Annotated in this window: 24 protein-coding genes and 1 pseudogene; 18 read left to right on the plus strand and 7 right to left on the minus strand. The window is 37.1% G+C overall.

What is annotated here, in order from left to right:
- Positions 1–25: 25 nt before the first annotated feature.
- The 3 genes from ILT06_RS02350 to ILT06_RS02360 all read right to left on the minus strand — a co-directional run bounded on the left by ILT06_RS02350 (position 26) and on the right by ILT06_RS02360 (position 2443).
- Complete coding sequence (locus ILT06_RS02350) at positions 26–673, minus strand: MOSC domain-containing protein (protein WP_064474703.1); 648 nt, start codon at positions 671–673, stop codon at positions 26–28.
- Positions 674–758: 85 nt separating this feature from the next.
- Positions 759–1301 (minus strand): transcription repressor NadR, encoded by a 543-nt coding sequence (locus ILT06_RS02355; protein WP_000812240.1) that lies wholly within the window; start codon positions 1299–1301, stop codon positions 759–761.
- Complete coding sequence (locus tag ILT06_RS02360; protein ID WP_064474704.1) at positions 1301–2443, minus strand: IscS subfamily cysteine desulfurase; 1143 nt, start codon at positions 2441–2443, stop codon at positions 1301–1303. Before ILT06_RS02360 ends, ILT06_RS02355 begins: the two co-directional genes overlap by 1 nt.
- Positions 2444–2594: 151 nt before the next feature.
- Here ILT06_RS02360 and nadB point away from each other — a divergent pair, with 151 nt between their 5' ends.
- The 5 genes and pseudogenes from nadB to ILT06_RS02385 all read left to right on the plus strand — a co-directional run bounded on the left by nadB (position 2595) and on the right by ILT06_RS02385 (position 9062).
- Positions 2595–4124, plus strand: a complete 1530-nt coding sequence (gene nadB, locus ILT06_RS02365) for an L-aspartate oxidase (protein WP_064474705.1) — start codon at positions 2595–2597, stop codon at positions 4122–4124.
- Positions 4125–4143: 19 nt separating this feature from the next.
- The gene (gene nadC / locus ILT06_RS02370; RefSeq protein ID WP_064474706.1) at positions 4144–4977 is read left to right on the plus strand and encodes a carboxylating nicotinate-nucleotide diphosphorylase; all 834 of its coding nucleotides are present in this window, start codon (positions 4144–4146) and stop codon (positions 4975–4977) included.
- 30 nt (positions 4978–5007) lie between these two features.
- The gene (nadA, locus tag ILT06_RS02375; RefSeq protein WP_064474707.1) at positions 5008–6114 is read left to right on the plus strand and encodes a quinolinate synthase NadA; all 1107 of its coding nucleotides are present in this window, start codon (positions 5008–5010) and stop codon (positions 6112–6114) included.
- Positions 6115–6340: 226 nt separating this feature from the next.
- Positions 6341–6497 (plus strand): annotated as a pseudogene (gene safA / locus ILT06_RS33015) (SafA/ExsA family spore coat assembly protein); the annotation flags it as partial.
- A gap of 1917 nt (positions 6498–8414) precedes the next feature.
- Positions 8415–9062, plus strand: coding sequence for a YhcN/YlaJ family sporulation lipoprotein (locus ILT06_RS02385; RefSeq protein WP_048562224.1), 648 nt, complete (start codon positions 8415–8417; stop codon positions 9060–9062).
- Positions 9063–9095: 33 nt separating this feature from the next.
- Here the strand turns inward: ILT06_RS02385 and ILT06_RS02390 are convergent, their stop codons facing one another.
- Positions 9096–9539, minus strand: a complete 444-nt coding sequence (locus tag ILT06_RS02390) for a branched-chain amino acid ABC transporter substrate-binding protein (RefSeq protein ID WP_081257175.1) — start codon at positions 9537–9539, stop codon at positions 9096–9098.
- A 432-nt stretch (positions 9540–9971) separates the two neighbouring features.
- Between ILT06_RS02390 and ILT06_RS02395 the strand changes: the two genes are divergently transcribed.
- On the plus strand, positions 9972–10502 hold the full coding sequence (locus ILT06_RS02395; protein WP_000871201.1) for a BofC C-terminal domain-containing protein: 531 nt from the start codon (positions 9972–9974) through the stop codon (positions 10500–10502).
- Between the two features lie 11 nt (positions 10503–10513).
- Here ILT06_RS02395 and ILT06_RS02400 read toward each other — a convergent pair whose 3' ends face one another.
- A complete protein-coding gene (locus ILT06_RS02400) occupies positions 10514–11458 on the minus strand; it encodes an iron-hydroxamate ABC transporter substrate-binding protein (protein ID WP_222654801.1) in 945 nt (314 codons plus the stop codon).
- 188 nt (positions 11459–11646) lie between these two features.
- Between ILT06_RS02400 and ruvA the strand changes: the two genes are divergently transcribed.
- From ruvA to yajC, 6 genes are read left to right on the plus strand one after another with little or no spacing between them, the layout of a single operon-like run.
- Positions 11647–12264, plus strand: coding sequence for a Holliday junction DNA helicase RuvA (ruvA, locus tag ILT06_RS02405; protein ID WP_000464511.1), 618 nt, complete (start codon positions 11647–11649; stop codon positions 12262–12264).
- A gap of 5 nt (positions 12265–12269) precedes the next feature.
- Positions 12270–13271, plus strand: a complete 1002-nt coding sequence (ruvB, locus tag ILT06_RS02410) for a Holliday junction branch migration DNA helicase RuvB (protein ID WP_000344467.1) — start codon at positions 12270–12272, stop codon at positions 13269–13271.
- The gene (locus tag ILT06_RS02415) at positions 13268–13468 is read left to right on the plus strand and encodes a DUF2905 domain-containing protein (RefSeq protein ID WP_000138162.1); all 201 of its coding nucleotides are present in this window, start codon (positions 13268–13270) and stop codon (positions 13466–13468) included. Before ruvB ends, ILT06_RS02415 begins: the two co-directional genes overlap by 4 nt.
- 19 nt (positions 13469–13487) lie before the next feature.
- Positions 13488–14540 (plus strand): tRNA preQ1(34) S-adenosylmethionine ribosyltransferase-isomerase QueA, encoded by a 1053-nt coding sequence (gene queA, locus ILT06_RS02420; RefSeq protein WP_064474710.1) that lies wholly within the window; start codon positions 13488–13490, stop codon positions 14538–14540.
- Positions 14541–14552: 12 nt separating this feature from the next.
- Complete coding sequence (gene tgt / locus ILT06_RS02425; RefSeq protein WP_000125362.1) at positions 14553–15692, plus strand: tRNA guanosine(34) transglycosylase Tgt; 1140 nt, start codon at positions 14553–14555, stop codon at positions 15690–15692.
- A gap of 27 nt (positions 15693–15719) precedes the next feature.
- Positions 15720–15980 (plus strand): preprotein translocase subunit YajC, encoded by a 261-nt coding sequence (gene yajC, locus ILT06_RS02430; protein WP_001068064.1) that lies wholly within the window; start codon positions 15720–15722, stop codon positions 15978–15980.
- 36 nt (positions 15981–16016) lie between these two features.
- Here the strand turns inward: yajC and ILT06_RS02435 are convergent, their stop codons facing one another.
- Positions 16017–16400, minus strand: a complete 384-nt coding sequence (locus tag ILT06_RS02435) for a TIGR04086 family membrane protein (RefSeq protein ID WP_048562228.1) — start codon at positions 16398–16400, stop codon at positions 16017–16019.
- A gap of 103 nt (positions 16401–16503) precedes the next feature.
- Between ILT06_RS02435 and ILT06_RS02440 the strand changes: the two genes are divergently transcribed.
- Positions 16504–17151 (plus strand): DUF421 domain-containing protein, encoded by a 648-nt coding sequence (locus tag ILT06_RS02440; protein WP_064474711.1) that lies wholly within the window; start codon positions 16504–16506, stop codon positions 17149–17151.
- Positions 17152–17180: 29 nt separating this feature from the next.
- Here the strand turns inward: ILT06_RS02440 and spoVB are convergent, their stop codons facing one another.
- Positions 17181–18740 carry a stage V sporulation protein B gene (gene spoVB / locus ILT06_RS02445; RefSeq protein WP_064474712.1) on the minus strand — a complete coding sequence of 520 codons (1560 nt, stop codon included), beginning with the start codon at positions 18738–18740 and terminating at the stop codon, positions 17181–17183.
- A gap of 186 nt (positions 18741–18926) precedes the next feature.
- Between spoVB and ILT06_RS02450 the strand changes: the two genes are divergently transcribed.
- The 5 genes from ILT06_RS02450 (at position 18927) to ILT06_RS02470 (ending at position 25797) form a co-directional block, all read left to right on the plus strand.
- Entirely contained in the window at positions 18927–19211 is a 285-nt protein-coding gene (locus tag ILT06_RS02450; RefSeq protein ID WP_000890214.1) for a post-transcriptional regulator, read from the plus strand.
- A 270-nt stretch (positions 19212–19481) separates the two neighbouring features.
- Entirely contained in the window at positions 19482–21746 is a 2265-nt protein-coding gene (gene secDF, locus ILT06_RS02455; protein WP_064474713.1) for a protein translocase subunit SecDF, read from the plus strand.
- Positions 21747–21902: 156 nt separating this feature from the next.
- A complete protein-coding gene (locus tag ILT06_RS02460) occupies positions 21903–22796 on the plus strand; it encodes a cation diffusion facilitator family transporter (protein ID WP_000409734.1) in 894 nt (297 codons plus the stop codon).
- Between the two features lie 101 nt (positions 22797–22897).
- Positions 22898–25237, plus strand: a complete 2340-nt coding sequence (gene recJ, locus ILT06_RS02465) for a single-stranded-DNA-specific exonuclease RecJ (protein ID WP_064474714.1) — start codon at positions 22898–22900, stop codon at positions 25235–25237.
- Positions 25238–25284: 47 nt separating this feature from the next.
- Entirely contained in the window at positions 25285–25797 is a 513-nt protein-coding gene (locus tag ILT06_RS02470) for an adenine phosphoribosyltransferase (RefSeq protein WP_000346221.1), read from the plus strand.
- The last annotated feature ends 155 nt before the right edge of the window (positions 25798–25952 follow it).

Consider the following 25952-nt stretch of genomic DNA (forward strand, 5'->3'; position numbering starts at 1 on the left):
CCACCTATAAATGGTGGGATTCTATTTATTTTAACTTCGCAAGACGATCTTCTAACTGACCACGCCAAATATCGGCTAGTTCTGGAACAGCAAGAATCTTTTCGATGCCATCTTTATCTTTTCTATTATGAAAATAAATTTCGTTAGAGAACAAAATAGAAACATTGCTCGGTTGACGTTCTAGTAATGTAATTTTAGAATCTTTACGTACAGTACCTTCTTGAAGAACGCGGCATAGGTAACCAGTAAATCCAGTTGCTACAATGCGAGGCAGTATGCCAGGAATACCGAGACGTTTTGAAATCGTGCTACAAGGTACTCTTGCTTGTGTAACCTGAATGATTGCTTCACCTAGTTGATATGTATCTCCAATGCAAACATCACGCTCTAACATATTTGTTACGGTAATGTTTTCGCCAAATGTGGAAGCTGGAAGCGTAGTTTGAAATTCTTCTTCCCATAGTGCGTAATGCTCATGTGGGTACACACAAACTGCGCGATCAGGTCCCCCGTGGTGTTTTAAATCTGCTACGTCATCACCGAGGAATCCGTCTTTTGAGAGGAAAGCTTCTTCTGTAAGTTCTTTACATATACCAGTAATCATTTCTTTATCTTCGCTATATTTCATTTGTTTCGGTTTGCCAATGCTAAAGTGAACGAGTTCGATTCCCATGTTTGATCCCCTTTACAATTGATTACAATATTATAGCATTAAAAAAGCACAGAGAATGATAAAAAAACTCTGTGCTTTACATGAATTAATAAACGAGAAATCCTGCTTTATCTAGTGCCTCGCAAGCAGCGTCTAATTTCTCTTTTGAGTCTGCCTCAATTGTATGTAAATGAATACCATCTGTTAGTTGCGAAAGATAGGAAGCATTCGTGTTTTCGATTTTTTGTAAATATTGCTCTACATCAAAGCGATTACTTACCATGATGGATGCTGTTAAGTCACCGTATACAGGATGCTCAACTTTTACATCTTTAATCGTAACGCCGTGGTCAACAAGCATTGTAAGTTCTTGACGTACTTCTGCTGGTTTATGTTGGCATACAATTACGCGTTCGAAAGCTTGTTGTTTCTCTTGTGGTTTTAAATATAAATATCCTTGAGCAGTTGCAATAATTGGTTCGTTTCGTGCTTTAAGCAAGGAAATATCTTGCACGATAACTTGTCGACTTACATTTGTTTTTTTCGATAGTTCATTCCCAGATAACGGTTCATTTGCAGCGAGAAGCCATTGAAGGATGAGCTGTCGTCTTTCTTCACCTAAAATCTTTTTTTGGTCATTTTGTTTCATTATGATTTAACACCTCTATAAAATTGATTTCCAATTGTGTGTAGTGCATGAATAGTAGTATCAATTTGATCTTTCGTTGTTTGTTGTCCGAAAGAGAAGCGAACATATTGTTTTGCCTCTTCATACGTTTTTCCAATTGCAAGCATTGTTTTCGAAGGTTCTTGTTTACCGACTTGGCAAGCACTTCCGGTGGAAATGGCAATACCATGGCGATTACATTCTAGCATTGTATATTGACCTTCTATTCCTTTTATTGTAACCCCAACAATATGTGGTAAACAAGAAGTAGAATGACCTTCTACTTGAATTTCTAGAGGGAGCGCTTGTAAATGTCTTAAAAAGTAGGATCGTAACTCTGTAAAACGTAAGTTTTCTTCCTGCTGATTTTTTAATATATTCTCAGCAGCTGTTAAAAAAGATGCGATGCCAGGAACGTTTACTGTACCTGGACGAAACCCTTTTTCGTGAGAAGTTCCCGGAAATATTTGTGCCCAGCGAACTTGGGGATTTATATAGCAAGCGCCAACACCCTTTGGTCCGTATATTTTATGTGCTGAAACAGAAAGACTATCAATCTCCATCTCAAAAACATTGATAGGAAGTTTACCAAATGTTTGTACACAATCTGAATGAAATAAAACGTTATATTTTTTTAAAAGTGCTCCGATCTCTGCGATGTTTTGAACGGTTCCAATTTCAGAGTTTCCGTGCTGTATACTTGCTAGAACAGTATTTTCTGTAATAGCTGATTCTAAATCATCTAAATGGATTACCCCGCTTTTATCAACAGGAATTTCAGTAATTGTATACCCTTCTGATTGTAAGGATTGAAAATAACTTCGAATGGATGCGTGTTCCATAGGTGTCGTAATAATGTGCTTCTTATTTCGAGCATTGAGAAGGGATTGAATCGCAAGGTAGTTGGATTCCGAGCCGCCGCTTGTGAAGAATACCCCTTGTTCCTTTCCGCCAATCATTTCAGCAAATGTTTTTCGGCAAACTTGTAATAAAGAAGAGGCTGTTCCTCCAATATCATGTAAACTTTGTTCATTTCCGAAGTATTGCGATGCTGCTTTCATATATGTGTGTAATGCTTCTTCACTCATAGGTGTAGTAGCTGCATAGTCAAGATATATCATCATGTAAGTTCCTCTCCCTAGTAAGAGTTACATTTCTTATATTTTTTTAATGGTAGTGAAAATAAGAATTATAAAAAACTCTTGTCATTATTTTAAAACTATGTAAATATAGGTGTCAAGACAGTTGAAAAGTGTAAAGTAGGAGGCAACAATTATGCCAAGTGCAGATGTCTTAATTATTGGAAGTGGCGTTGCGGCACTTCGTGTTGCGAAAGAGATTTGTCACGAAAAGAATGTGATTATTATCACAAAGGAAACAAATCGTAATAATAATACATATTTAGCGCAAGGTGGAATTGCCGCAGCGGTTGCTACATATGACAATCCAAATGATCATTTTGAAGATACGTTAGTAGCAGGATGTCATTATAACAATGAAGATGTGGTCCGTTATTTAGTCGAGGAAGGACCGAAAGAAATGAATAATCTCATTGAAAATGGAATGAAATTTGATGGAGATGAAACGGGTCCTTATCTTGGAAAAGAAGGCGCACATCGAAAGCGTCGTATTTTACATGCAGGTGGCGATGCAACAGGAAAGAATTTATTAGAGCATTTCATTCAAGAAGTAGCTCCGCACGTTACGGTAGTGGAACAGGAAATGGTGCTTGATTTTATTATAGAAAATGATAAATGTGTTGGAGTTTTAACAAGAACTAGTGAAGGAAAGTTGAAGCGTTACGTTGCAGAGTATACGGTGTTAGCAACAGGCGGGATTGGCGGTTTATACGCCTTTACTTCTAATGATAAGACAATTACGGGTGATGGACTTGCGATGGTGTACCGCGCAGGCGGGGAGCTCGTAGATTTAGAGTTTGTACAATTTCATCCAACAATGTTATACGCAAGCGGGCGATGCTGCGGCCTCGTCTCTGAAGCTGTCCGTGGCGAAGGAGCTGTCCTTATGAATGGAAAAGGGCAGCGTTTTATGATGAATATACACCCTGATCACGATCTCGCACCACGTGATGTAGTAGCAAGAGCGATTCATGAGCAGCTTTTGGCGGGTGAACAAGTGTATGTAAATATCGAGTCTATCCAAAATTTCGAAGAACGTTTTCCGACTGTATCATCATTGTGTAAAAAAAATGGTGTCGATATAAATGAAAAACGCATTCCAGTCGTACCCGGTGCTCATTTTCATATGGGCGGCGTGAAAACGAACTGTGATGGGGAGACGTCCATTCCAAATTTATATGCGGTCGGTGAAGTAGCTTGTAATGGTGTTCATGGAGCAAATAGATTAGCAAGTAATTCATTATTAGAAGGTCTTGTGTTTGGAAAAAGAATAGGACAACATATTTTAACCAAAGCGACAAAAGAAAGCTGGAACAACGTGGCTGAGAAGGAAAAAAAGTTTATTGTTCTGAATCATTTGCCGGCGAAAGAAGAAATACAAGAATGCATGATGAAATATGTTGGGATTGTGCGAACAGAGAAAAGTTTATCTTATGCAAAGAGATGGCTTAGTAAGTACGGTGTTCGAAATATGATATTACAACATGATGCTCTTACAAATGAAGAGATAACGCTTATTAATATGTTAACAGCCTGTGAGCTTATAGTCGTATCAGCTTTGCAAAGAGAAGAAAGTATTGGTGGCCATTATCGAAGTGATTATCCAGATAGAAATAGCGTAAAAAAAGAGATCGTTCGAGTGAAAAGAAAACTACAACTTGTGTGATGAAGGGAAGAGGGGCTCTATGAACACGATAAAAGTGAAAGAAGCATTAAATCGATTTTTTCTAGAAGATATAGGAGAAAGAGATGTCACATCTCAGCTTATTTTTCCAGACAATTTACTTTCAAAAGGAACGTTTCTTGCGAAGGATACAGGTGTCTTTGCGGGGCGTTTAGTAATTGAAGAAGGATTTAAATTAATTGATGAAAGAATTGAAGTGGAGCTTCATAAAAAAGATGGAGATCTTGTAGAAAAGGGCGAAATAATAGCAACTGCGCAAGGGCCAATTGCTTCGTTATTAACGGCAGAGCGCGTTATATTAAACGTTATCCAGCGTATGAGCGGGATAGCTACGATGACACATAAAGCTGTCCTTGCTTTAGATAGTGGTCATACACGTATTTGTGATACGCGAAAAACGATGCCAGGGCTACGTATGTTTGATAAGTATGCAGTCGTGTGCGGAGGTGGATTTAATCACCGTTTTGGTTTATATGATGGTGTCATGATTAAAGACAATCATATTGCTTTTGCTGGTTCTATTACGAAAGCTGTTACATCGGTGAAAGAAAAATTAGGACATATGGTGAAAGTGGAAGTGGAAACAGAAACGGAGGAGCAAGTGAGAGAGGCTGTAGCTGCTGGTGCGGATATTATTATGTTTGATAACCGTACGCCAGATGAGATTCGGGAGTTTTCAAAGATTGTACCAAGTGCTATCGTTACGGAAGCATCAGGAGGCATTACAATTGAAGGTTTATCGAAATATGGAAAAACAGGGGTCGATTATATTTCACTTGGAGCGTTAACACATTCAGTGAAAGCACTTGATATTAGTTTCAATATTGAGGCGTAAGGAAAGTGGCTTAGAGGGGGAGAAAGGGATATGAGTATTTTAGAAAAAGTACAACCGATTGAAACGATGTTACCAGAGCGTTATTACACGATGTCAACAGAAGATATGGAAAAGCGTGTTCGTGAAATTAAAGAAAAAATGGGGAAAACACTATTTATTCCAGGGCATCATTACCAAAAAGATGAAGTGGTACAATTTTCTGATGCAGCAGGAGATTCGCTTCAGCTTGCGCAAGTTGCAGCGAGCAATAAAGAAGCAAAATATATTGTATTTTGTGGCGTACACTTTATGGCAGAAACAGCAGATATGTTAACGACAGATGATCAAATCGTTATTTTGCCAGATATGCGTGCAGGTTGTTCGATGGCAGATATGGCAGATATTGAACAAACAGAAAGAGCATGGAAAGAGCTCGCAAAATTATTTGGAGATACGATGATTCCGTTAACATATGTTAACTCTACAGCTGCAATTAAAGCGTTTTGTGGTCGTAATGGCGGAGCAACAGTAACTTCTTCTAATGCAAAACAAATGGTGTCTTGGGCGTTTACACAAAAAGAGCGTCTTGTCTTTTTACCGGATCAACATTTAGGAAGAAATACAGCATACGATTTAGGTATCCCGTTAGATAAAATGGCAGTATGGGACCCGCATACAGATTCATTAGAATACGATGGAGATATAGAAGGAATTCAAGTGATTTTATGGAAAGGGCATTGTTCGGTTCATCAAAACTTTACAGTGAAAAACATTGAGAATGTACGAAAAAATCATCCGGATATGAATATTATTGTACATCCGGAATGTTGTTATGAGGTCGTTGATGCTTCGGATTACGCAGGGTCAACGAAATATATTATTGATATGATTGAAGCAGCGCCACCTGGAAGTAAATGGGCAATTGGTACAGAGATGAATTTAGTGAACCGAATTATTCAGCAACATACAGATAAAGAGATTGTTTCACTTAATCCATTTATGTGTCCGTGTTTAACGATGAACCGAATTGATCTGCCGCACTTATTATGGGTGCTTGAAACGGTAGAAAGAGGAGAAGAAATTAACGTTATTAGCGTAGATAAACAAGTGACTGAAGAAGCGGTTCTCGCATTAAATCGTATGTTAGAGCGTGTGTAAAGCAACGGTATTTCTGTTGCTTTTTTTCATGCATATAATCATAACGAGAACGAAATGGGCATACATTGTTTTGAAGAAATCATTGCGATTTTTTTATGCTTATTCCACTTCTAATGATATTAAAAATCGAAGAAGTGATACAAGTGAACAGAAGTTAGCGTTATTTAGAAAGGGTTACTTCATGAGATTTGTTACTTATAGATAAGTTATACAGGAGGGGGAAAATTTGAAAATTCATATCGTGCAAAAAGGGGATACCCTTTGGAAAATTGCGAAAAAGTACGGAGTGGATTTTGATACGTTGAAAAACACAAATACACAACTTAGTAATCCAGATTTAATCATGCCAGGTATGAAAATTAAAGTACCATCAAACAGCGTTCACGTAAAACAACAGGCTGGGGCAGGTTCAGCACCTCCAAAACAATATGTAAAAGAAGTACAGCAAAAAGAATTTGCAGCAACACCAACGCCACTTGGAATAGAAGATGAGGAAGAAGTTACGTATCAATCAGCACCAATTACACAGCAACCTGCTATGCAACAAACACAAAAAGAAGTGCAAGTAAAACCACAAAAAGAAGTACAGGTAAAACCACAGAAGGAAATGCAAGTGAAACCGCAAAAAGAAGTACAGGTAAAGCCACAAAAAGAGGTGCAAAAAGAAAAGCCAATTCAAATAGAAAAACCAGTTGAAAAACCGTCTGTTATTCAAAAACCACCTGTTATAGAAAAACAAAAACCAGCAGAAAAAGAAAACACGAAGTTTTCGGTAAATGTATTACCACAGCCGCCGCAACCACCAATAAAAGCAAAAAAAGAATATAAAATTTCAGATGTAATTAAAAAAGGAAGCGAGTTAATTGCTCCTCAAATTACTAAAATGAAACCTAATAACATCATTTCTCCGCAAACGAAAAAAGATAATATCGTGTCACCGCAAGTAAAGAAAGAAAATGTAGGGAATATCGTGTCACCGCAAGTGAAGAAAGAAAATGTAGGAAACATCGTGTCACCTCAAATAAAGAAAGAAAATGTAGGAAATATCGTGTCACCGCAAGTAAAGAAAGAAAATGTAGGAAATATCGTGTCACCGCAAGTAAAGAAAGAAAATGTAGGGAATATCGTGTCACCGCAAGTAAAGAAAGAAAATGTAGGGAATATCATGTCACCGCAAGTGAAGAAAGAAAATGTAGGAAACATCGTGTCACCAAATGTATCGAAAGAAAATGTAGTTATTCCACAAGTAATACCGCCAAATATTCAAATACCAAACATCATGCCAATCATGGATAACAATCAACCGCCAAACATCATGCCAATCATGGATAACAATCAACCGCCAAACATCATGCCGATAATGGATAACAATCAACCGCCAAACATCATGCCGATAATGGATAACAATCAACCACCAAACATCATGCCGATAATGGATAACAACCAAATGCCAAATATGATGCCGATAATGGATAACAACCAAATGCCAAATATGATGCCGATAATGGATAACAATCAACCACCAAACATCATGCCGATAATGGATAATAACCCAATACCAAATATGATGCCGATAATGGATAACAACCAAATGCCAAATATGATGCCGATAATGGATAACAACCAAATGCCAAATATGATGCCGATAATGGATAACAACCAAATGCCAAATATGATGCCGATAATGGATAATAATCAAATGCCAAACATGATGCCGATAATGGATAATAATCAACCACCGAATATGATGCCATATCAAATACCATACCAACAGCCTATGATGCCGCCAAATCCGTATTATCAACAACAAAATCCATATCAAATGCCATATCAGCAAGGAGCACCGTTTGGACCGCAATATACGTCTATGCCAAATCCAAATATGATGCCAATGGATAATAATATGCCGCCACTCGTACAAGGTGAAGAAGATTGTGGATGCGGAGGAGAGAGTAGGTTATATAGTCCTCAACCTGGAGGACCACAATATGCGAATCCTTTATATTATCAACCAACTCAATCGGCATATGCGCCACAGCCAGGAACGATGTATTATCAACCGGATCCACCAAATGTATTTGGAGATCCAGTTTCAGAAGAAGAGGACGAAGAGGAAGTTTAAAAAAGGTGGGATTATTCCCGCCTTTTTTTATGTAGAGTCGTTCTGAAAATGGAAGATTTACATCAAATGTTAGAAAATCCCCAGTGAAATATTAACAGTGTAAAAACCTTCTCTGTTACTCATCATAAGAGGGAGCTTTTCAGAAAAGAAGCTCATTCTAACAGAGGGGGTTTTTGTATTGAATACGAAAGTAAAAGTGATCGCTGCTTCTTTGTTAGTTACCAGTGCATTAGCTGCATGTGGTACACCAAAAGATAATAATGCAATGGATGGACGTAACTACAATTACGAGCGTACATCTTATAATGATACACACCAGTATCGTGATAATGTAACGCGTAATGATCGTTATACAGATTATGTAACATATAGAAATGGTCGTAATGATACAGGATATAACAATTATTACCGAGATGTAAATTACAACGGTCAAATTGCTAACCCGCATCCAACACGTAATATTACAATGAACAATTCATACATTAACAATGATGGTAAAACAGCAGAAAAAATAACAAATCGTGTAAAGCGTATGAATAACGTAGACCGCGTGTCTACAGTTGTATATGGAAACGATGTGGCGATTGCAGTAAAACCGCGTAATCCAGTATCGAATGAAACGGCACTTGCAAACGAAGTTCGTCAAGCTGTTGTAAATGAAGTTGGAAACAGAAATGTATATGTTTCTGTAAGAAATGACATGTTTACTCGTGTCGATGCAATGAGTACACGCCTACGTAACGGTACAGTTACAAACGATTTTAATCGTGATATAGGGAATATGTTCCGAGACATTCGTTACGGTTTAACTGGTACTATGCGATAGCAAAACAAAAGAGGAAGGGGTAGCCCTTCCTCTTTATTCATCGTTGTCTTGTAAACGACGTTTTTTAATGAAATAACTAATGGAATAAGAAATTAAAAAACATATAAAGAAAATACTACCTGTTAGAATAGCCTCAAAGAGAGGTCTTTCTGGACTGAAAATAATATAAATAATGGCTATAATAGTTCCTACAATAAGAGAGCGTAAAATAATTTTGTAATAAGGAGTTAACTTTATATCCTTTTCGCCTTCTTCTACATCGATAGAAACGCTTAACTGTAAATAACTAAGTACAATACTTGTAAGGATAAATAATAACCATAATGGAGATTTCGTAATTTGATCCATTCCTTCAGTGAATCCGATATATCCTAAAATGCCAATTATACCAAGCGATTGAAAAAGAAAGGCAATACGTATGTTTTTTAATGTTTTCAGAATGAGACGTTCATCCTTTATTTTTTTCACAATATCCATCTTCTGTTTATTATGATTTCGCTGTTATATTAATTGTAACATATATATTGCATTTATCAATTTATAATTTACATAAAGTTCGTTTGGGAGAAAGAGGAAATAAAATATTTTTATAAACATGTTGCACTTATAATTTATTAATGTTATATTAGCAAAGCGATGAGCTAATTTACGTAAGACGAGAGATATGCTTAAGTGCTAAACACGCGAATGTGGTCGCCTGGTCTCTCGCCGTAAACGCATCAAGACGCCTGCTTTGCAGGCGTCTTTCATTTTATATAAAAACAAATGCTAATGCAGATAAAGATAAAACTTTATCTGCATTTTTTATTTTCGAGAGAAATGTAATACGGTCATTTATATGGATAAAACCCCCATTTCCGGAAAAACTACTAATGAAAGTTTGATCTTGCCTAAAAGAGGTGAACGGAAATGAAATGGATACTGATTGCAGTACAAGCTTTCGTTATGATGTTTTGTTTCGTTTATGAAACGAATGTGAAGGCGGAAGGGCCAGTACCAGAAGTAACAGAAAAAGAGCCGGAAGTTACAATTTTATTAGAGCGAATGTATGTTGATGGAGAAGTAAGCGAGGAAATATTTACAGAAAAAGTAGCGGACTTAGAAAAGTTTCTACAGCAATATAAAGAATGGCAGCTCGTTGATCGTGATGATGTACAAATCGTATTACAAAAGAAAGTTGATGATATTTCTCCATTATTGAAAACGAGCGGATATTTTGGTGTGTCAGAGGAAGGGATATTACAAATTTTTAAAGGTGTACCGAAAAGTGATAATGCGATTCATTCCTTCTTTCAAATTGATATGAAAAAGCTGGAGAGTTATGAGCGTGCAAAATTGAAGCGTGGTATTCGCATTAAATCAAAAGAAGGTTTTGTGAAGACGATTGAAAAAATGAAGCAATACGCAGTGCAAAATAAGAAAAAAAGCAGCTCATGGTGAGCTGCTTTTTTTTACTTGTTTTTATCTAAAATTTGTTTTGCGATTTCATCAATTAGCATATCTTTTCCGATTGGATTGAAAGCTTTCGTATTGAAGATTTCATTTGATACTTCATATACGTGATTGTTTTTAACTGCTTTATTGTCTTTCCAAACGGCACTGTTTTTGTAGTCTTCGTAAACTTTATCAGCTTCGCCGCCAAAGTTTACAATAAACATTTGATCAGGTTGGAATGCAACAAGACCTTCTAGCGATACTTGTGCCATCGTTTGTTTTAAATCTGTACCTTTTGTTACTGGAAGTTTTAAGTCATTAAAGATGATGTCACCGTATCCGAAGCTACCGTATACACGGAAGTTTTGTGGTGTAACTGCGACGAACATAAAGTTCTCATCTTTTGTTTTTTCTTTAATTTTTTTAGATAAAGAGTCTGCTTTTTTATCGTAGTCTGCAATCCATTTGTCTGCTTTCTTTTCTTCGTCAAATAGTTTACCTACTTCTTTAAACTTACCGCGCCAGTCTTCTAAGTTTGTTTCTAAAACAACTGTTGGTGCAACCTTTTCTAATTGATCATAGATCTTCAACTGACGATTATTTAAAATAATTAAGTCTGGTTTTAATGCAGTAACAGCTTCTAAATCAATTTTAGGTGCCCAGTACCAACCTACTGCCTTTACGCCGTCTAATTTTTCTGTTAAATGATTTTGGATTTTATCTTTATATGTGTTTGCTGTACCAACAGGTTTGTGTCCGAGAAGTAATAATTCTTCTGTTGATCCAGATAGGTCAACAATTCTCTTTGGATTTACTGGAATTGTAGCTTCCCCTTTAGCGTGTTTTACAACTTTTGTTTTCGGTTGTTCTTTCGCTTTCGATTCTTCTTTTTGAGAAGAACAGCCAACGATAGAAAGAACAACTAGCATAATAGTAAATAAAATAAATAGCTTCTGTTTCATCCTGATGTAACCCCTTTAATTAGTATTGATAATCATTATCGACTTCTGTATATTAAGGTGCTTCATACTTTCTGTCAATGGAAAATAACAGAAGTTTTAAATAGAGAACATTTGTTGGGGTAGTCTCGCTTTTCTATCATTAAATATGTTAAAATGGAATACATGATTTAAGAGGGAGAGATCGTATTTTGTTTGAATATGTTACAGGTTACGTGGAATATGTAGGACCGGAATATGTCGTAATTGACCATAATGGAATTGGTTATCAAATTTTCACACCAAATCCGTATGTATTTCAAAGAAGTAAGCAAGAAATCCGTGTCTATACATATCATTATGTGAGAGAAGATATTATGGCACTTTACGGGTTTAAAACACGTGAAGAGCGTTTATTATTTACAAAGTTGTTAGGTGTGTCTGGTATTGGACCAAAAGGTGCTCTTGCAATTTTAGCATCTGGTCAAACAGGACAGGTCGTTCAAGCGATTGAACACGAAGACGAGAAGTTTTTAGTGAAGTTCCCGGGCGTCGGAAAGAAAACAGCACGCCAAATGATTTTAGATTTAAAAGGAAAACTAGCTGATGTCGTGCCAGATGCGTTTGTTGATTTATTCTCAGACACAGAACGTTTTGATGAGAAGAAAGGTTCATCAGCTGAGCTTGATGAGGCGCTGGAAGCTCTGCGCGCACTTGGATACGCAGAACGAGAAGTTTCTCGCGTTGTACCAGAGTTATTAAAAGAATCATTAACGACGGATCAGTATATTAAAAAGGCACTTAGTCTTTTACTAAATGGTAAGAGGTGAGTATAATGGACGAACGTCTCCTTTCAGGGGAATCTGCATATGAAGATTCGGATTTAGAATATTCATTACGGCCACAGACGCTCCGTCAGTATATTGGCCAAGATAAAGCGAAACATAATTTAGAGGTGTTTATTGAAGCAGCGAAAATGCGTGAAGAAACGTTAGATCATGTGCTTCTATATGGACCACCAGGACTTGGTAAAACGACGCTTGCCAATATTATTGCCAATGAAATGGGCGTAAATGTTAGAACAACTTCAGGCCCAGCAATTGAAAGGCCGGGAGATTTAGCAGCTGTATTAACAGCACTTCAGCCGGGTGATGTATTATTTATTGATGAAATTCATCGTTTGCATAGATCAATTGAAGAAGTGTTATATCCTGCGATGGAGGATTTTTGCCTTGATATCGTAATTGGAAAAGGGCCGTCAGCACGGTCTGTACGTTTAGATTTGCCTCCGTTTACACTAGTTGGAGCAACGACGCGTGCGGGGGCATTATCAGCGCCGCTTCGTGACCGTTTCGGTGTACTTTCAAGATTAGAATATTACACAGTAGATCAGCTTTCTGAGATTGTTGAACGTACAGCAGAAGTATTTGAAGTTGAAATTGATTCGTTAGCCGCACTAGAAATTGCAAGACGTGCTCGTGGTACACCTCGTATTGCGAATCGTTTATTACGACGTGTACGAGATTTCGCACAAGTTCGTGGTAACGGAACGGTTACAATGGAAATTACACAAATGGCGTTAGAACTACTGCAAGTAGATAAATTAGGTCTAGATCATATCGATCATAAATTATTACTTGGTATTATTGAGAAATTCCGTGGTGGCCCAGTCGGGTTAGAAACGGTTTCGGCAACGATTGGAGAAGAATCTCATACGATTGAAGATGTATATGAGCCATATTTATTACAAATTGGCTTTTTACAACGAACGCCAAGGGGCCGAATCGTAACGCCGCTTGCATATGAGCATTTCGGAATGGAGATGCCAAAAGTATGACGGAGATGCCAAAATTGCTTATTACAGCAGGTATCTTACTCATCGTTGTTGGATTAGCTTGGAAGTTCATTGGAAGGCTTCCAGGCGATATTTTTGTGAAAAAAGGAAACGTTACCTTTTATTTTCCTATCATTACATGTATTGTGTTAAGTATTGTATTATCTTTTATTATGTATATAATAAATCGATTTAAATAAGAAATAGGTGGATATAGTTATGGATATTAATCTGTTTGATTTTCATTTACCAGAAGAACTTATTGCACAAATCCCATTAGAAGATCGTGAAACATCAAGATTAATGGTGTTAGATCGTGAAACAGGCGATATTGAGCATAAACATTTTACAGACATTCTTTCTTACTTACATGAGGGGGATTGCTTAGTTTTAAATGAAACGAAAGTTATGCCTGCTCGTTTGCATGGTGTGAAAGAAGATACAGGCGCGCACATTGAAGTACTTCTTTTAAAACAAGAAGAAGGCGATAAGTGGGAAACGCTTGTTAAGCCAGCGAAACGTGTAAAAGAAGGAACTGTTATCTCTTTTGGCGAAGGGAAATTAAAAGCAACTTGTATAGGAACTGCAGATCAAGGTGGACGTCAGCTTGAATTTTCATATGACGGCATCTTCTATGAAATTTTAGATGAACTTGGGGAAATGCCACTTCCTCCATATATTAAAGAGACGCTAGAAGATCGCGATCGCTATCAAACAGTATATGCGAAAGAAATCGGTTCAGCAGCAGCGCCGACTGCGGGACTTCACTTTACAGAAGAGCTACTGGAGAAGTTAAAACAAAAAGGCGTTGGGTTAGCTTTCATTACACTTCACGTAGGACTTGGAACATTTAGGCCAGTTTCTGCAGATACGATTGAAGAACACCATATGCACGCAGAATATTACCATATGTCTGAAGAGACAGCGGCATTATTAAATCGTGTGAAAGAGAGTGGTGGACGTATTATTACGGTAGGTACGACTTCAACTCGTACGTTAGAAACAATTGCGACAGATCATGACGGCAAGCTTTGTGCTGCTTCGGGCTGGACAGACATTTTTATGTACCCAGGTTATGAATTTAAAGCAATTGATGGTTTAATTACAAACTTCCATTTACCGAAATCAACATTAATTATGCTTGTAAGTGCATTTGCAAATAGAGATAATGTACTTCATGCTTATAATGAAGCAGTAAAAGAAAAATATCGTTTCTTTAGCTTCGGTGATGCAATGTTCGTTGCATCTCACGCTAAAATGGGAAACAAATAAAAGGAGTAAATTATGACAGCAATTCGTTATGAATTTATTAAAACTTGTAAACAAACGGGTGCGCGTTTAGGGCGTGTACATACGCCGCACGGTTCATTTGATACACCAACATTTATGCCAGTTGGTACACTTGCAACAGTTAAGACAATGTCACCAGAAGAATTAAAAGCAATGGATTCTGGCATTATTTTAAGTAATACGTATCATTTATGGCTACGCCCAGGTCACGAAATTATTCGTGAAGCAGGCGGTTTGCATAAATTTATGAACTGGGATCGTGCAATCTTAACGGATTCTGGTGGTTTCCAAGTATTCAGTTTAAGTGACTTCCGTCGTATTGAAGAGGAAGGCGTTCACTTCCGTAACCACTTAAATGGAGATAAATTATTCTTATCGCCAGAAAAAGCGATGGAAATTCAAAATGCATTAGGTTCAGATATTATGATGGCATTTGATGAGTGTCCACCATTCCCAGCTACTTTTGAATATATGAAGAAGTCTGTAGAACGTACAAGCCGTTGGGCAGAACGTTGTTTAAAAGCGCATGAGCGTCCACAAGATCAAGGTTTATTCGGTATTGTACAAGGTGGAGAGTTCGAAGAGCTTCGTCGTCAAAGTGCAAAAGACCTTGTTTCAATGGACTTCCCTGGTTACGCTGTAGGTGGTTTATCTGTAGGTGAGCCGAAAGATATTATGAACCGTGTACTTGAGTTTACAACACCACTTCTTCCAGATAATAAGCCACGTTACTTAATGGGAGTAGGTTCTCCTGACTCATTAATCGATGGTGCAATTCGTGGTATTGATATGTTTGACTGCGTACTTCCAACTCGTATCGCTCGAAATGGTACATGTATGACAAGTGAAGGCCGTCTAGTTGTAAAAAATGCGAAGTTTGCAAGAGACTTCGGTCCGCTTGATCCAAATTGTGATTGCTATACATGTAAAAATTACTCTCGTGCATACATTCGTCACTTAATGAAATGTGATGAAACGTTCGGAATTCGTTTAACGTCTTATCACAACCTTCATTTTCTGTTAAACTTAATGGAGCAGGTGAGACAAGCTATTCGTGAAGACCGTCTTGGCGATTTCCGCGAAGAATTCTTTGAACAGTATGGCTTTAATAAACCGAATGCTAAAAACTTCTAATACATAATTTAAAAGGAGGAACAAAAGATGAATCCAGGTATGATGAATATCGTTATGATCGTTGCGATGTTTGCGATTTTCTATTTCTTATTAATTCGCCCGCAACAAAAGCGTCAAAAAGCAGTTGCTCAAATGCAAAATGAGTTAGCAAAAGGTGATGCTATCGTAACAATCGGTGGTTTACACGGTACAATCGAATCAGTAGATGAGACGAAAATCGTTATTAAATCTGGTGGTTCACACTTAACTTTCGATCGTAATGCGATTCGTGAAGTTGTGAAAAACTAATGAGGAAGGCCCTGCATGAAATGTGCAGGGCCTTTTTTAGTTATTTTGTTTTGACATATTTACCCCGAAAATACCACCGAGTGTACTCGCGCCCATTAATGCTAATTGATAAAGTAACTGGGAGTTCGATAAAGTTTGAGAGAAGCCTAAATAGTTAACTAGAAAAACAAGTATAGCGAATGTAAGACCTGTTGTGAAACCTACTAGCCAACCTTTCCCTTGTGCTTTTTTGCCGGCAGTAAATCCGGATATAAGCATAGATAAAAGAGCTAGTATAAAAATAGTAACGGCTAATGTCCCTTCAGTCATATCTGTAAACTTTAATAAAAGAGCTATAACCATGCTAATAATTGATGCGAGAATTAATAAGGTAATGATACCAAAGCCGATTGCGGTTGATAATTTTTTCGTTCCATCCATTTATACATTCCCCCTTTTTAATACAAGCATATTTTCTTTTTGCCCAAGTTAGACTAGTTTATTTTTTATAGGGGAGTCTATACGTAAAAAAGGAGATGTAGAAATGGAATGGGTATCAATCATTGGCCGGACGATGCTTTTGTATTTCATCATATTAATTATTTTTCGTCTTATGGGTAAACGTGAAATTGGAGAGTTAAGTGTATTAGATTTAGTCGTATTCATTATGCTTGGCGAAATGGCTGTAGTCGCAATTGAAAATACCGATAAATCACTTTGGCACCAATTAGTTCCCATGACTTTTCTTATGTGTATACAGATTATTTTGTCAGTCATTTCATTAAAGTTTCAACGATTTCGGCATTTAATAGAAGGTGAGCCGGCTATTCTTGTAAATGCGGGGAAAATTGATGAAAAGAAGATGAGAAAGCAGCGTTATAATATAGATGATTTATTGATGCAATTAAGGGAGCAAGGAGTTGGAGATATCCGAGATGTAGAATACGCTATTTTAGAACCATCTGGGAAGTTATCTGTCTTTCAAAAACAAAAAGGTAAACAGGATACATTGCAGTTTACTCTTCCTCTTATTATTGATGGAGAAATTCAATTGAATCATTTACAAATGATTGAACATACAGACGAATGGCTTATTGGCAAATTAAAAAACTTAGGTTATAACGATATCAAACAAATTTTATACTGCAGCTTTCAAAATGGACAATTTTTTGTTGATTTGAAAGAAAACTAGAGGCTTACTATATGAAATAGTAAGCCCGTTTACTTCAAAAATGAAAGTTTTCGAATGATTGGGAGTCGGCTTAACTCTTCTTTTCGAATGAGTTTGAAAGTGAAGAGGAGGATAATATAAACGATTGTTGTTAAAGTGATTTCCCATAATGTTTGTACGCCGAGTGAATGAGAGAAAATCATATATTTATGAAGATAAAAACCGAAAGCGCCTGCAATACCGATAGCAAGTCCACCGAAAATGTAGTCTTTTGCGTAAATGGTAAATGTAATTTTCTTTAAAACAGTAGCGTAATGAAGGAATGTTACCGTTACTATATTTGCTGCAATTGCAAGGGCAACCCCCATCATTTGAAAATCTGGCCTTGAAGCTAGTACAAAAATAAGGATTAATTTCACGATGGCGCCAATAAATGTATTCATCATTGCAGCTCTTGCTAAGTTTAAAGCTTGTAAAACAGAGGTAAGTGGACTTTGAAAGTAATGAAATAAAAAGCAAGGTGCAAGAAGCTGGATAAATGCTGTTGCACTATCCGATCCATACATAAGAGTTAAAATAGGAGAAGCGAATACGTATAATATAACGACTGACCACCCACCAGTAATTAATGAGATCCGAAGTGCTTGTTGTAGTCGGTGTTCCACTAATTTATGCTGTCTTTTAGCCATCGCTTCACTAATAGATGGAACGAGCGCTGTAGAAAGAGCGTATGTAATAAAGGCTGGCAGTGATAGAAGTGGGAATGCATAACCGTTTAATATACCGTATTGCTGGGTTGCGACAGAGGCAGCAACTCCGGCAATCGCTAAGCTTTGCATAACGACGATAGGCTCAAAGAAATATGAAACGGAACCGATTAAACGACTTCCTGTAGTCGGAAGAGCGATATCCATCAGAGAATAAAATGTACCTTTGCTCTCCTTTACAGTAGTGAAAAATCCAGAGCGTATAGATAAATGTTTTTCGCGCTGGAATAAAGTGAGTAAAAATAATAACGATGCAACTTCACCGAGAACGGCTGATAACATAGCGCCAGCTGCAGCATATTCTACGCCGTAAGGTAAAAATAACTGAATGCATATAGCGATAATTGTAATGCGGACAACTTGTTCTATAACTTGAGCATAAGCGCTAGGTTTCATATTTTGTTTCCCTTGGAAATAACCGCGTAAAACAGAAGAAACAGCAATAACAGGAACGACAGGTAAAATGGCCATTAATGGATAGTACGTTCGTTCATCAGTTAATAATGTTTTTGCTAAAATAGGTGTGAGGAGCATAATTCCGATTGTTAAAATGATACTAATAACGGATGTAACAGCTAATGATACTGTTAATATTTTTTTAACCCTTTGTCTATCGTTCACAGCTTCCGCTTCTGCTACAAATTTTGCGATTGCGACAGGAAGGCCGATTTGTGTTAATGTAATTGCTAGAATGAATGTAGGAACGGCCATCATATAAAGGCCAACACCTTCTTCCCCTAAAATACGTGCCATTACAATCCGGTTAATAAATCCAAGGATTTTGGTAATAAAGCCGGCTATCATTAAAATAAATGCGCCTTTTAAAAAGCTTTGTCTCGTCATGGTCTTCTCCTACCTTCTCAAAATCAGTGGAATGATTTACAATAATTTATATGCACGTATGAGACAAGAATGACAAGCATTTAAGAGAGTGAAGTATGAGAGTGCTCTTGAAAGTAGTTATTGCTGTCCATTAGAGCGGGATTAAAAGCGACTTTTCGTGCTGAAATAAGAAGGAGATGTTTATGTATGTTAGAAAAAGAGGCTTTGGTAGAATCGTACCGCGGACAGTTACAAGTCGTTTTAGAAAGCAAAGTAGAAGAGTTTCACATGTTCGGTTATGACCGAGTAACAGATGATGATATTTGGAAGTTTCTTAAAGTGAAGAAGTGGAAAAAAATAAACGGTGATGTTAGATTATATGAATTAGTAAATGATGTATTAAGAGTAAGTACTAATGAATATATGAATTATTTAACTGTTGAAGCATATCAAGCGCCACTTTGGTCATTTGATGAATATGAAAATAAATAACCGACTGCAATTGGTTTGTTCTTCCTTTTGCAGTATAATGATAGGTATTGATAATGAGGAAATAATTATGTCTAAGATTATATATAAAGGGGGTAGTGAAGAGAAAAAATAAATAATGAAAGTGTAGGTATTGTGAAAAACGTACCGACACAGCTAGTGATGAACTAGCAAAATTATAGAAAGGAAGTCTACTAACTAGGCGTATGCATACGTGTAAAAGTGAATCGTAAGAGATTTATTTAAAGTGTTAGTAGCAGAAAGAGGGTACATATGGCAAAGCGTGGTACGAGAATTGCCGCCTTTTTCCTCATCGTTTTATTAATCGGTGGAGTAATTGGTGCGGCAGGAAAAGACATAGCAAAAGGAATTAGTCTAGGACTAGACCTTCGCGGTGGTTTTGAAATTCTTTATGAAGTAAAACCAGCCAAAAAAGGTGATAAAATCGACCGAGAGGCACTTGTAAGTACAGTAGGTGCTCTTGAAAATCGTGTCAATGTTCTCGGTGTAAGTGAGCCGAACATTCAAATTGAAGGACAAGATCGAATTCGCGTACAGCTTGCTGGTGTACAAGATCAGCAAAAAGCACGTGAAATGTTATCAACACAAGCGAAATTAACATTCCGTGATGTAGATGATAACCTTCTTATGGACGGAACGGATTTAAAAGGCGGCGGAGCGAAACAAACATTTGATGAGCAAGGCCGTGCGAGCGTAGGTCTTACACTAAAAAGCGCTGATAGATTCCGTGAAGTAACTGAAAAAATTTCAAAAATGCCACCACCAACGAATTTAATGGTAATTTGGCTTGACTTTGAAGAAGGAAAAGATTCGTATAAAGCAGAGTCTGCAAAACCGAATCCGAAGTTCTTATCAGCAGCAACAGTAAGCCAAGTGTTTAATCAAGCTGAAGTATCTATCGTAGGTGGAAACTTCACAGTTGAAAGTGCGAAACAACTGTCATCTTTATTAAATGCAGGTGCACTTCCTGTTGATTTAAAAGAAATGTATTCAACATCAGTTGGAGCGAAATTTGGTCAACAAGCGTTAGAGCAAACGATTTTCGCTAGTGCGATTGGTATCGCTCTTATTTTCTTATTTATGCTTGTATACTACCGTTTACCAGGAATTGTAGCGGTTATTATGTTAGGTCTATACATTTTTGTTACGCTACTCGTATTTAACTGGATGCATGCGGTTCTGACATTACCAGGTATTGCGGCATTAGTGCTCGGGGTAGGTATCGCAGTTGATGCGAATATTATTACGTACGAGAGACTGAAAGAAGAGTTGAAAATTGGTAAGTCAATGATGTCAGCATTCCGTGCTGGTAATCATCGTTCATTAGCAACAATTTTAGATGCAAACGTTACGACTCTTGCAGCGGCTGGTGTATTATTCGTTTATGGTAATAGCTCTGTAAAAGGATTCGCAACAAGTTTAATCGTAAGTATTTTAGTTGGTTTCGTTACGAACGTATTCGGTACTCGTTTCTTACTAGGTTTACTTGTAAAGAGCCGTTACTTCGATAAAAAGCCAGGATACTTTGGTGTGAAACAAAAGGATATTATTCCATTAACAAAAGGTGTAGTACATCCACCGACAAGATTTGATCGTATTAACTTCGTAAATATCGGTCATAAATTCCTTGTTTTCTCGATTGTAGTTGTAATTGCAGGTGCAATTATACTACCAATTTTCAAATTGAATCTTGGTATTGATTTTGCGAGTGGTACACGTATCGACTTGCAATCAAAACAAACACTTACTGTGTCTGATGTTCATAAAGATTTTAAAGAATTGAAAATTGACGTGAAGGAAGAAAATATTGTACCGACTGGGGATGACAATAAAGGATTCGCAGTTCGTACATTAGGTGTTCTATCAAAAGATGAAATTGCGAAAACAAAAACATTCTTCCATGATAAATATGGTACAGATCCAAACGTAAGTACGGTTTCACCAACAATTGGTAAAGAAATTGCACGAAATGCATTTATCGCAGTATTAATCGCTTCTGCAGTTATCATTTTATACGTAAGTATTCGATTCAGATTTACGTACGCATTATCTGCAGTACTTGCATTATTACATGATGCATTCGTTATGGTTGTTATATTTAGTATTTTCCAATTAGAGGTAGACTTAACGTTTATCGCTGCAGTGTTAACAATCATCGGTTATTCTATTAATGACTCAATTGTTACGTTTGATAGAAACCGTGAATTATACAAACAGAAAAAACGAGTTCGTGATATAAAAGACTTAGAAGAAATCGTAAATGCAAGTATTCGCCAAACGCTTGGTCGTTCAATTAACACCGTATTAACAGTGTTATTCCCGGTAATTACATTACTTATCTTCGGTAGTGAGTCATTACGTAACTTCTCGTTTGCGTTACTTGTTGGATTAGTTGTAGGTACGTACTCTTCTGTTTTCGTTGCTTCTCAAATTTGGTTAATGCTTGAAAACCGTCGTTTGAAAAAGGGCAAAAACAAGAAAAAGGTTGAGAAAGTAGAATCTGAACCACAAGTATAAAAAAGATGATGTCTCTTTATGAGGCATCTCTTTTTTCGTTTGTGGATACAATAAGATAGCAACTTTTTAACAGAAGGAAGATGGAAGAAAGTGGTGGTGTTATCGCTGTTTTTGCTACAATAAAAAGATAGGTTAAGAAAAGAAGGGATTTTAATTATGGAAAAAGATGAACGTTTTAAACAGGCCGAGTTTGGTGCTATTGTCGGAATCGTTGGTAATATTATATTAGCGATTGTAAAGGCGGTAATTGGTTATATTGGGAACAGTAAAGCACTATTAGCGGATGCCGTGCATTCTGCATCAGATGTAATTGGTTCGCTCGCTGTACTTTTTGGATTGCGAGCAGCAAAGCAACCGCCTGATGAAGATCATCCGTATGGTCATGGTAAAGCGGAATCGATTTCAGCAATTATTGTTGCAGTATTATTATTTATTGTGGGAATCGAGATAGCGATTTCGTCTATAAAAGCTTTTTCGCAGGAACTAGAACCACCGAAAGGAATTACGATTTTTGCTGTTGTTCTTTCAATTATAGTGAAAGAAGGAATGTTTCAATATAAATTCCGATTAGGGAAGAGGGTAAATAGTGATGCAATTATTGCAAATGCATACGAGCACCGTTCGGATGTATTTTCTTCAATTGCAGCTTTAATCGGTATTTGTGCAGCGATTATGGGTGGTAAGTTCGGGTTAGATTGGCTTGTATATGCCGATCCGATTGCAGGATTATTTGTTTCACTTCTTGTTGCAAAAATGGCGTGGAGTATTGGGGCCGAAGCAATTCATGCAACGTTGGATCATGTTCTTCATGAGGAAGATGTTGTGCCGCTTAGAGAGGCTGTGCTTCAAATAGACGGTGTAAAAAAAATCGGCTCTTTATATGCAAGGGAGCATGGTCATTACGTTATTGTTGATATTAAAGTTTCTGTAGATCCATACATTACTGTAGAAGAAGGGCACCGCATTGGAAAGCATGTGAAAGAAACGCTTATGGAACAAGATAACGTACAAAATGTGTTTGTACATATAAATCCGTATTCTCCAAATTAAATATCATCAACATTTTAGTATATAGATATTGCATCGTAGTTTGCATTATATTGTCACCCCTTAATCTGTCTTGTATAATGAACAGGTTAAGGGGTGATTTCGTGTTACAACCGAAGACGCGTTGGAAAGAAAAAGAATATAATAATGAGCGAGTGAGTGAATTAGCAAGTAAATTACAATTATCACCACTTGTCGTTTCGTTATTCCTCGGTAGAGGACTAGATACAGAAGATAAGATTTTAGATTTTTTAAATACAGAAAATCAAGAATTTCATGATCCATTTTTATTAGAAGGAATGGATAGAACGGTAGAACGTGTAAATAAGGCGATTCAAAATGGAGAGCAAATATTAATATTTGGTGACTACGATGCGGACGGAGTAAGTAGTACGACTGTGTTATATCTTGCTTTGCAAGAATTAGGTGCAGACGTAGAATTTTATATTCCAAACCGTTTTACAGAAGGATATGGACCAAACGAAGAAGCATTTCGTTGGGCACATAGCGCAGGATTCTCCCTAATTATTACTGTCGATACTGGTATCGCAGCAGTGCATGAAGCGAAGGTAGCGAAGGAGCTTGGAATAGATCTTATTATTACAGATCACCATGAGCCACCACCAGAATTGCCAGAAGCACTTGCGATTATTCATCCGAAATTAGATGGCGGTGTATATCCGTTTCACTATTTAGCTGGTGTAGGTGTTGCGTTTAAAGTTGCACATGCACTACTAGGCCGTGTACCAGAACATTTATTAGAAATTGCAGTAATTGGTACAGTAGCCGATTTAGTGTCACTTCATGGTGAAAATAGATTGCTAGTGAAGCGCGGTTTAAAGCATATGCGCATGACGAAAAATATCGGACTAAAGGCGCTATTTAAAGTTGCTAACGTTTCGCAAAGTGAAATTACAGAAGAGAGCATTGGATTCTCACTCGCACCACGTATTAATGCAGTTGGCCGTTTAGAAGATGCTACGCCGGCTGTACATCTTTTATTATCAGATGATCCAGAAGAAGCAAAAGAGCTGGCTGAAGAAATTGATGAGCTGAACAAACTGCGAAAAGATATTGTAAAGCAAATTACAGAAGAAGCTATCGCTGAAGTGGAAAATAATTTCCCGCCAGAAGACAATAAAGTACTAGTACTGGCAAAAGAAGGCTGGAATCCAGGTGTAATTGGAATTGTCGCATCTAAATTAGTTGAACGTTTTTATCGTCCAACGATTGTATTATGCATTGATCCTGTAAAAGAAACAGCAAAAGGTTCAGCACGTAGTATTGCAGGATTTGATTTGTTTGCAAACTTGTCAGATTGTAGAGAGTTATTGCCACATTTCGGAGGACATCCGATGGCAGCGGGAATGACGCTACATATGAATGATGTAGATGAATTACGCCGCCGCTTAAATGAACAAGCAGAGGTAATTTTAACAGAAGAAGATTTTATTCCAATTACAGCTGTTGATGTCTTTTGTAAAGTGGAGGATGTAACACTGGCAGCAATTGAAGATATGCAAAAGTTAGCGCCATTTGGTGTTGGAAATCCAAAACCACGTATTGCAGTGAAGGATGCAGAGCTAGAAAGTATTCGTGCAATCGGATCAGACGGTTCACATTTGAAAATGGCTCTTCGCGATGGACAAGCGACACTGGATACAATCGGATTTGGATTTGGTACGTATGCGAAAGAAATTTCTCCAGTTGCAAAGGTATCTGTAATAGGGGAAGCATCTATCAATGAATGGAATAATTTTAAGAAGCCGCAATTAATGGTGCAAGATATTGCTGTAGAGGCGTGGCAATTATTTGATTGGCGTAGTATGCGTAACGTAGAAGCGAATGTAGCAGAACTTCCGAAAGAAAAAATAACGTTGGTGTATTTTTCTGAAGAGGTATTGAATAAATTTTCTTTAGAAGACTATAAAGAGCATATGATGCATGCATCAGAAGTAACTCATTTAGACGATCAATACATCGTGTTACTTGATTTGCCAAAAGGAACAGATGAATTACGAGATTTATTTAAAGTGGGGTTCCCGTCGCGAATTTATACGCTATTTTATCAAGAGAATAATCATTTATTTAGTACTGTTCCAACGAGGGAACATTTTAAATGGTACTATTCGTTCTTGAGCCAAAAAGCACCATTTTCTTTAAGACAATATGGAGAACAACTATGTCGACATAAAGGTTGGTCAAAAGATACAGTAAATTTCATGACACAGGTGTTTTTTGAGTTAGAATTTGTTACAATAAAAGATGGCGTCATTTTTATGGCAGACAAAAAACAAAAGCGTGATTTAATTGAATCGAACACATATCGTGAGAAAATGAACCACTTACAATTAGAAAAAGAATTGGTTTATAGCACATATCAGCAACTATATACATGGTTTGAAACGATTCGTAATCATAAAGAAGTAGAACAGTTAGGGTAAAGGATTTGTATTTACAAACCTTTTAGATCTGAGGAGGATTCAGAAATATGGATTTCAAGCAACATATCGCAATTGTACCGGATTATCCAAAAGAAGGTATTGTATTTAAAGACATTACACCGTTAATGAACGACGGTAAAGCATACAAAGCAGCAACAGATGCAATCGTTGAGTATGCAAAGAAAAGAGACATTGACGTTGTAGTAGGGCCAGAAGCACGTGGCTTTATTATCGGTTGCCCAGTTTCTTATGCGTTAGAAGTAGGTTTTGCACCAGTTCGTAAATTAGGAAAATTACCACGTGAAGTAATTACAGTTGACTACGGTAAAGAATATGGTAAAGATGTTTTAACAATTCATAAAGATGCAATTAAGCCAGGTCAACGCGTATTGATTACAGATGATCTATTAGCTACAGGTGGAACAATTGAAGCGACAATTAAGCTAGTTGAAGAACTTGGCGGAGTTGTAGCAGGAATTGCATTCTTAGTAGAGCTTACTTACTTAGATGGTCGTAAAATGTTAGATGGTTACGATGTATTAGTATTAGAAAAATACTAATCACTATATAGGTAAAACTACGGTGATAAAAAGTACCCGTGAATCTCTTGGAGAGGAGCGGGTACTTTTGTATAATTGCACAAAAAAATAAGGTGAAATGTCAGTAAAATCTTTTCCTTTTCACAATTCACAATCATTAGGTTATAATGATAGAA

Origin of the sequence: Bacillus sp. 17RED48 (assembly GCF_019837545.1) — a bacterium.
In the GTDB taxonomy this organism is placed as follows: Bacteria; Bacillota; Bacilli; order Bacillales; family Bacillaceae_G; genus Bacillus_A; species Bacillus_A wiedmannii.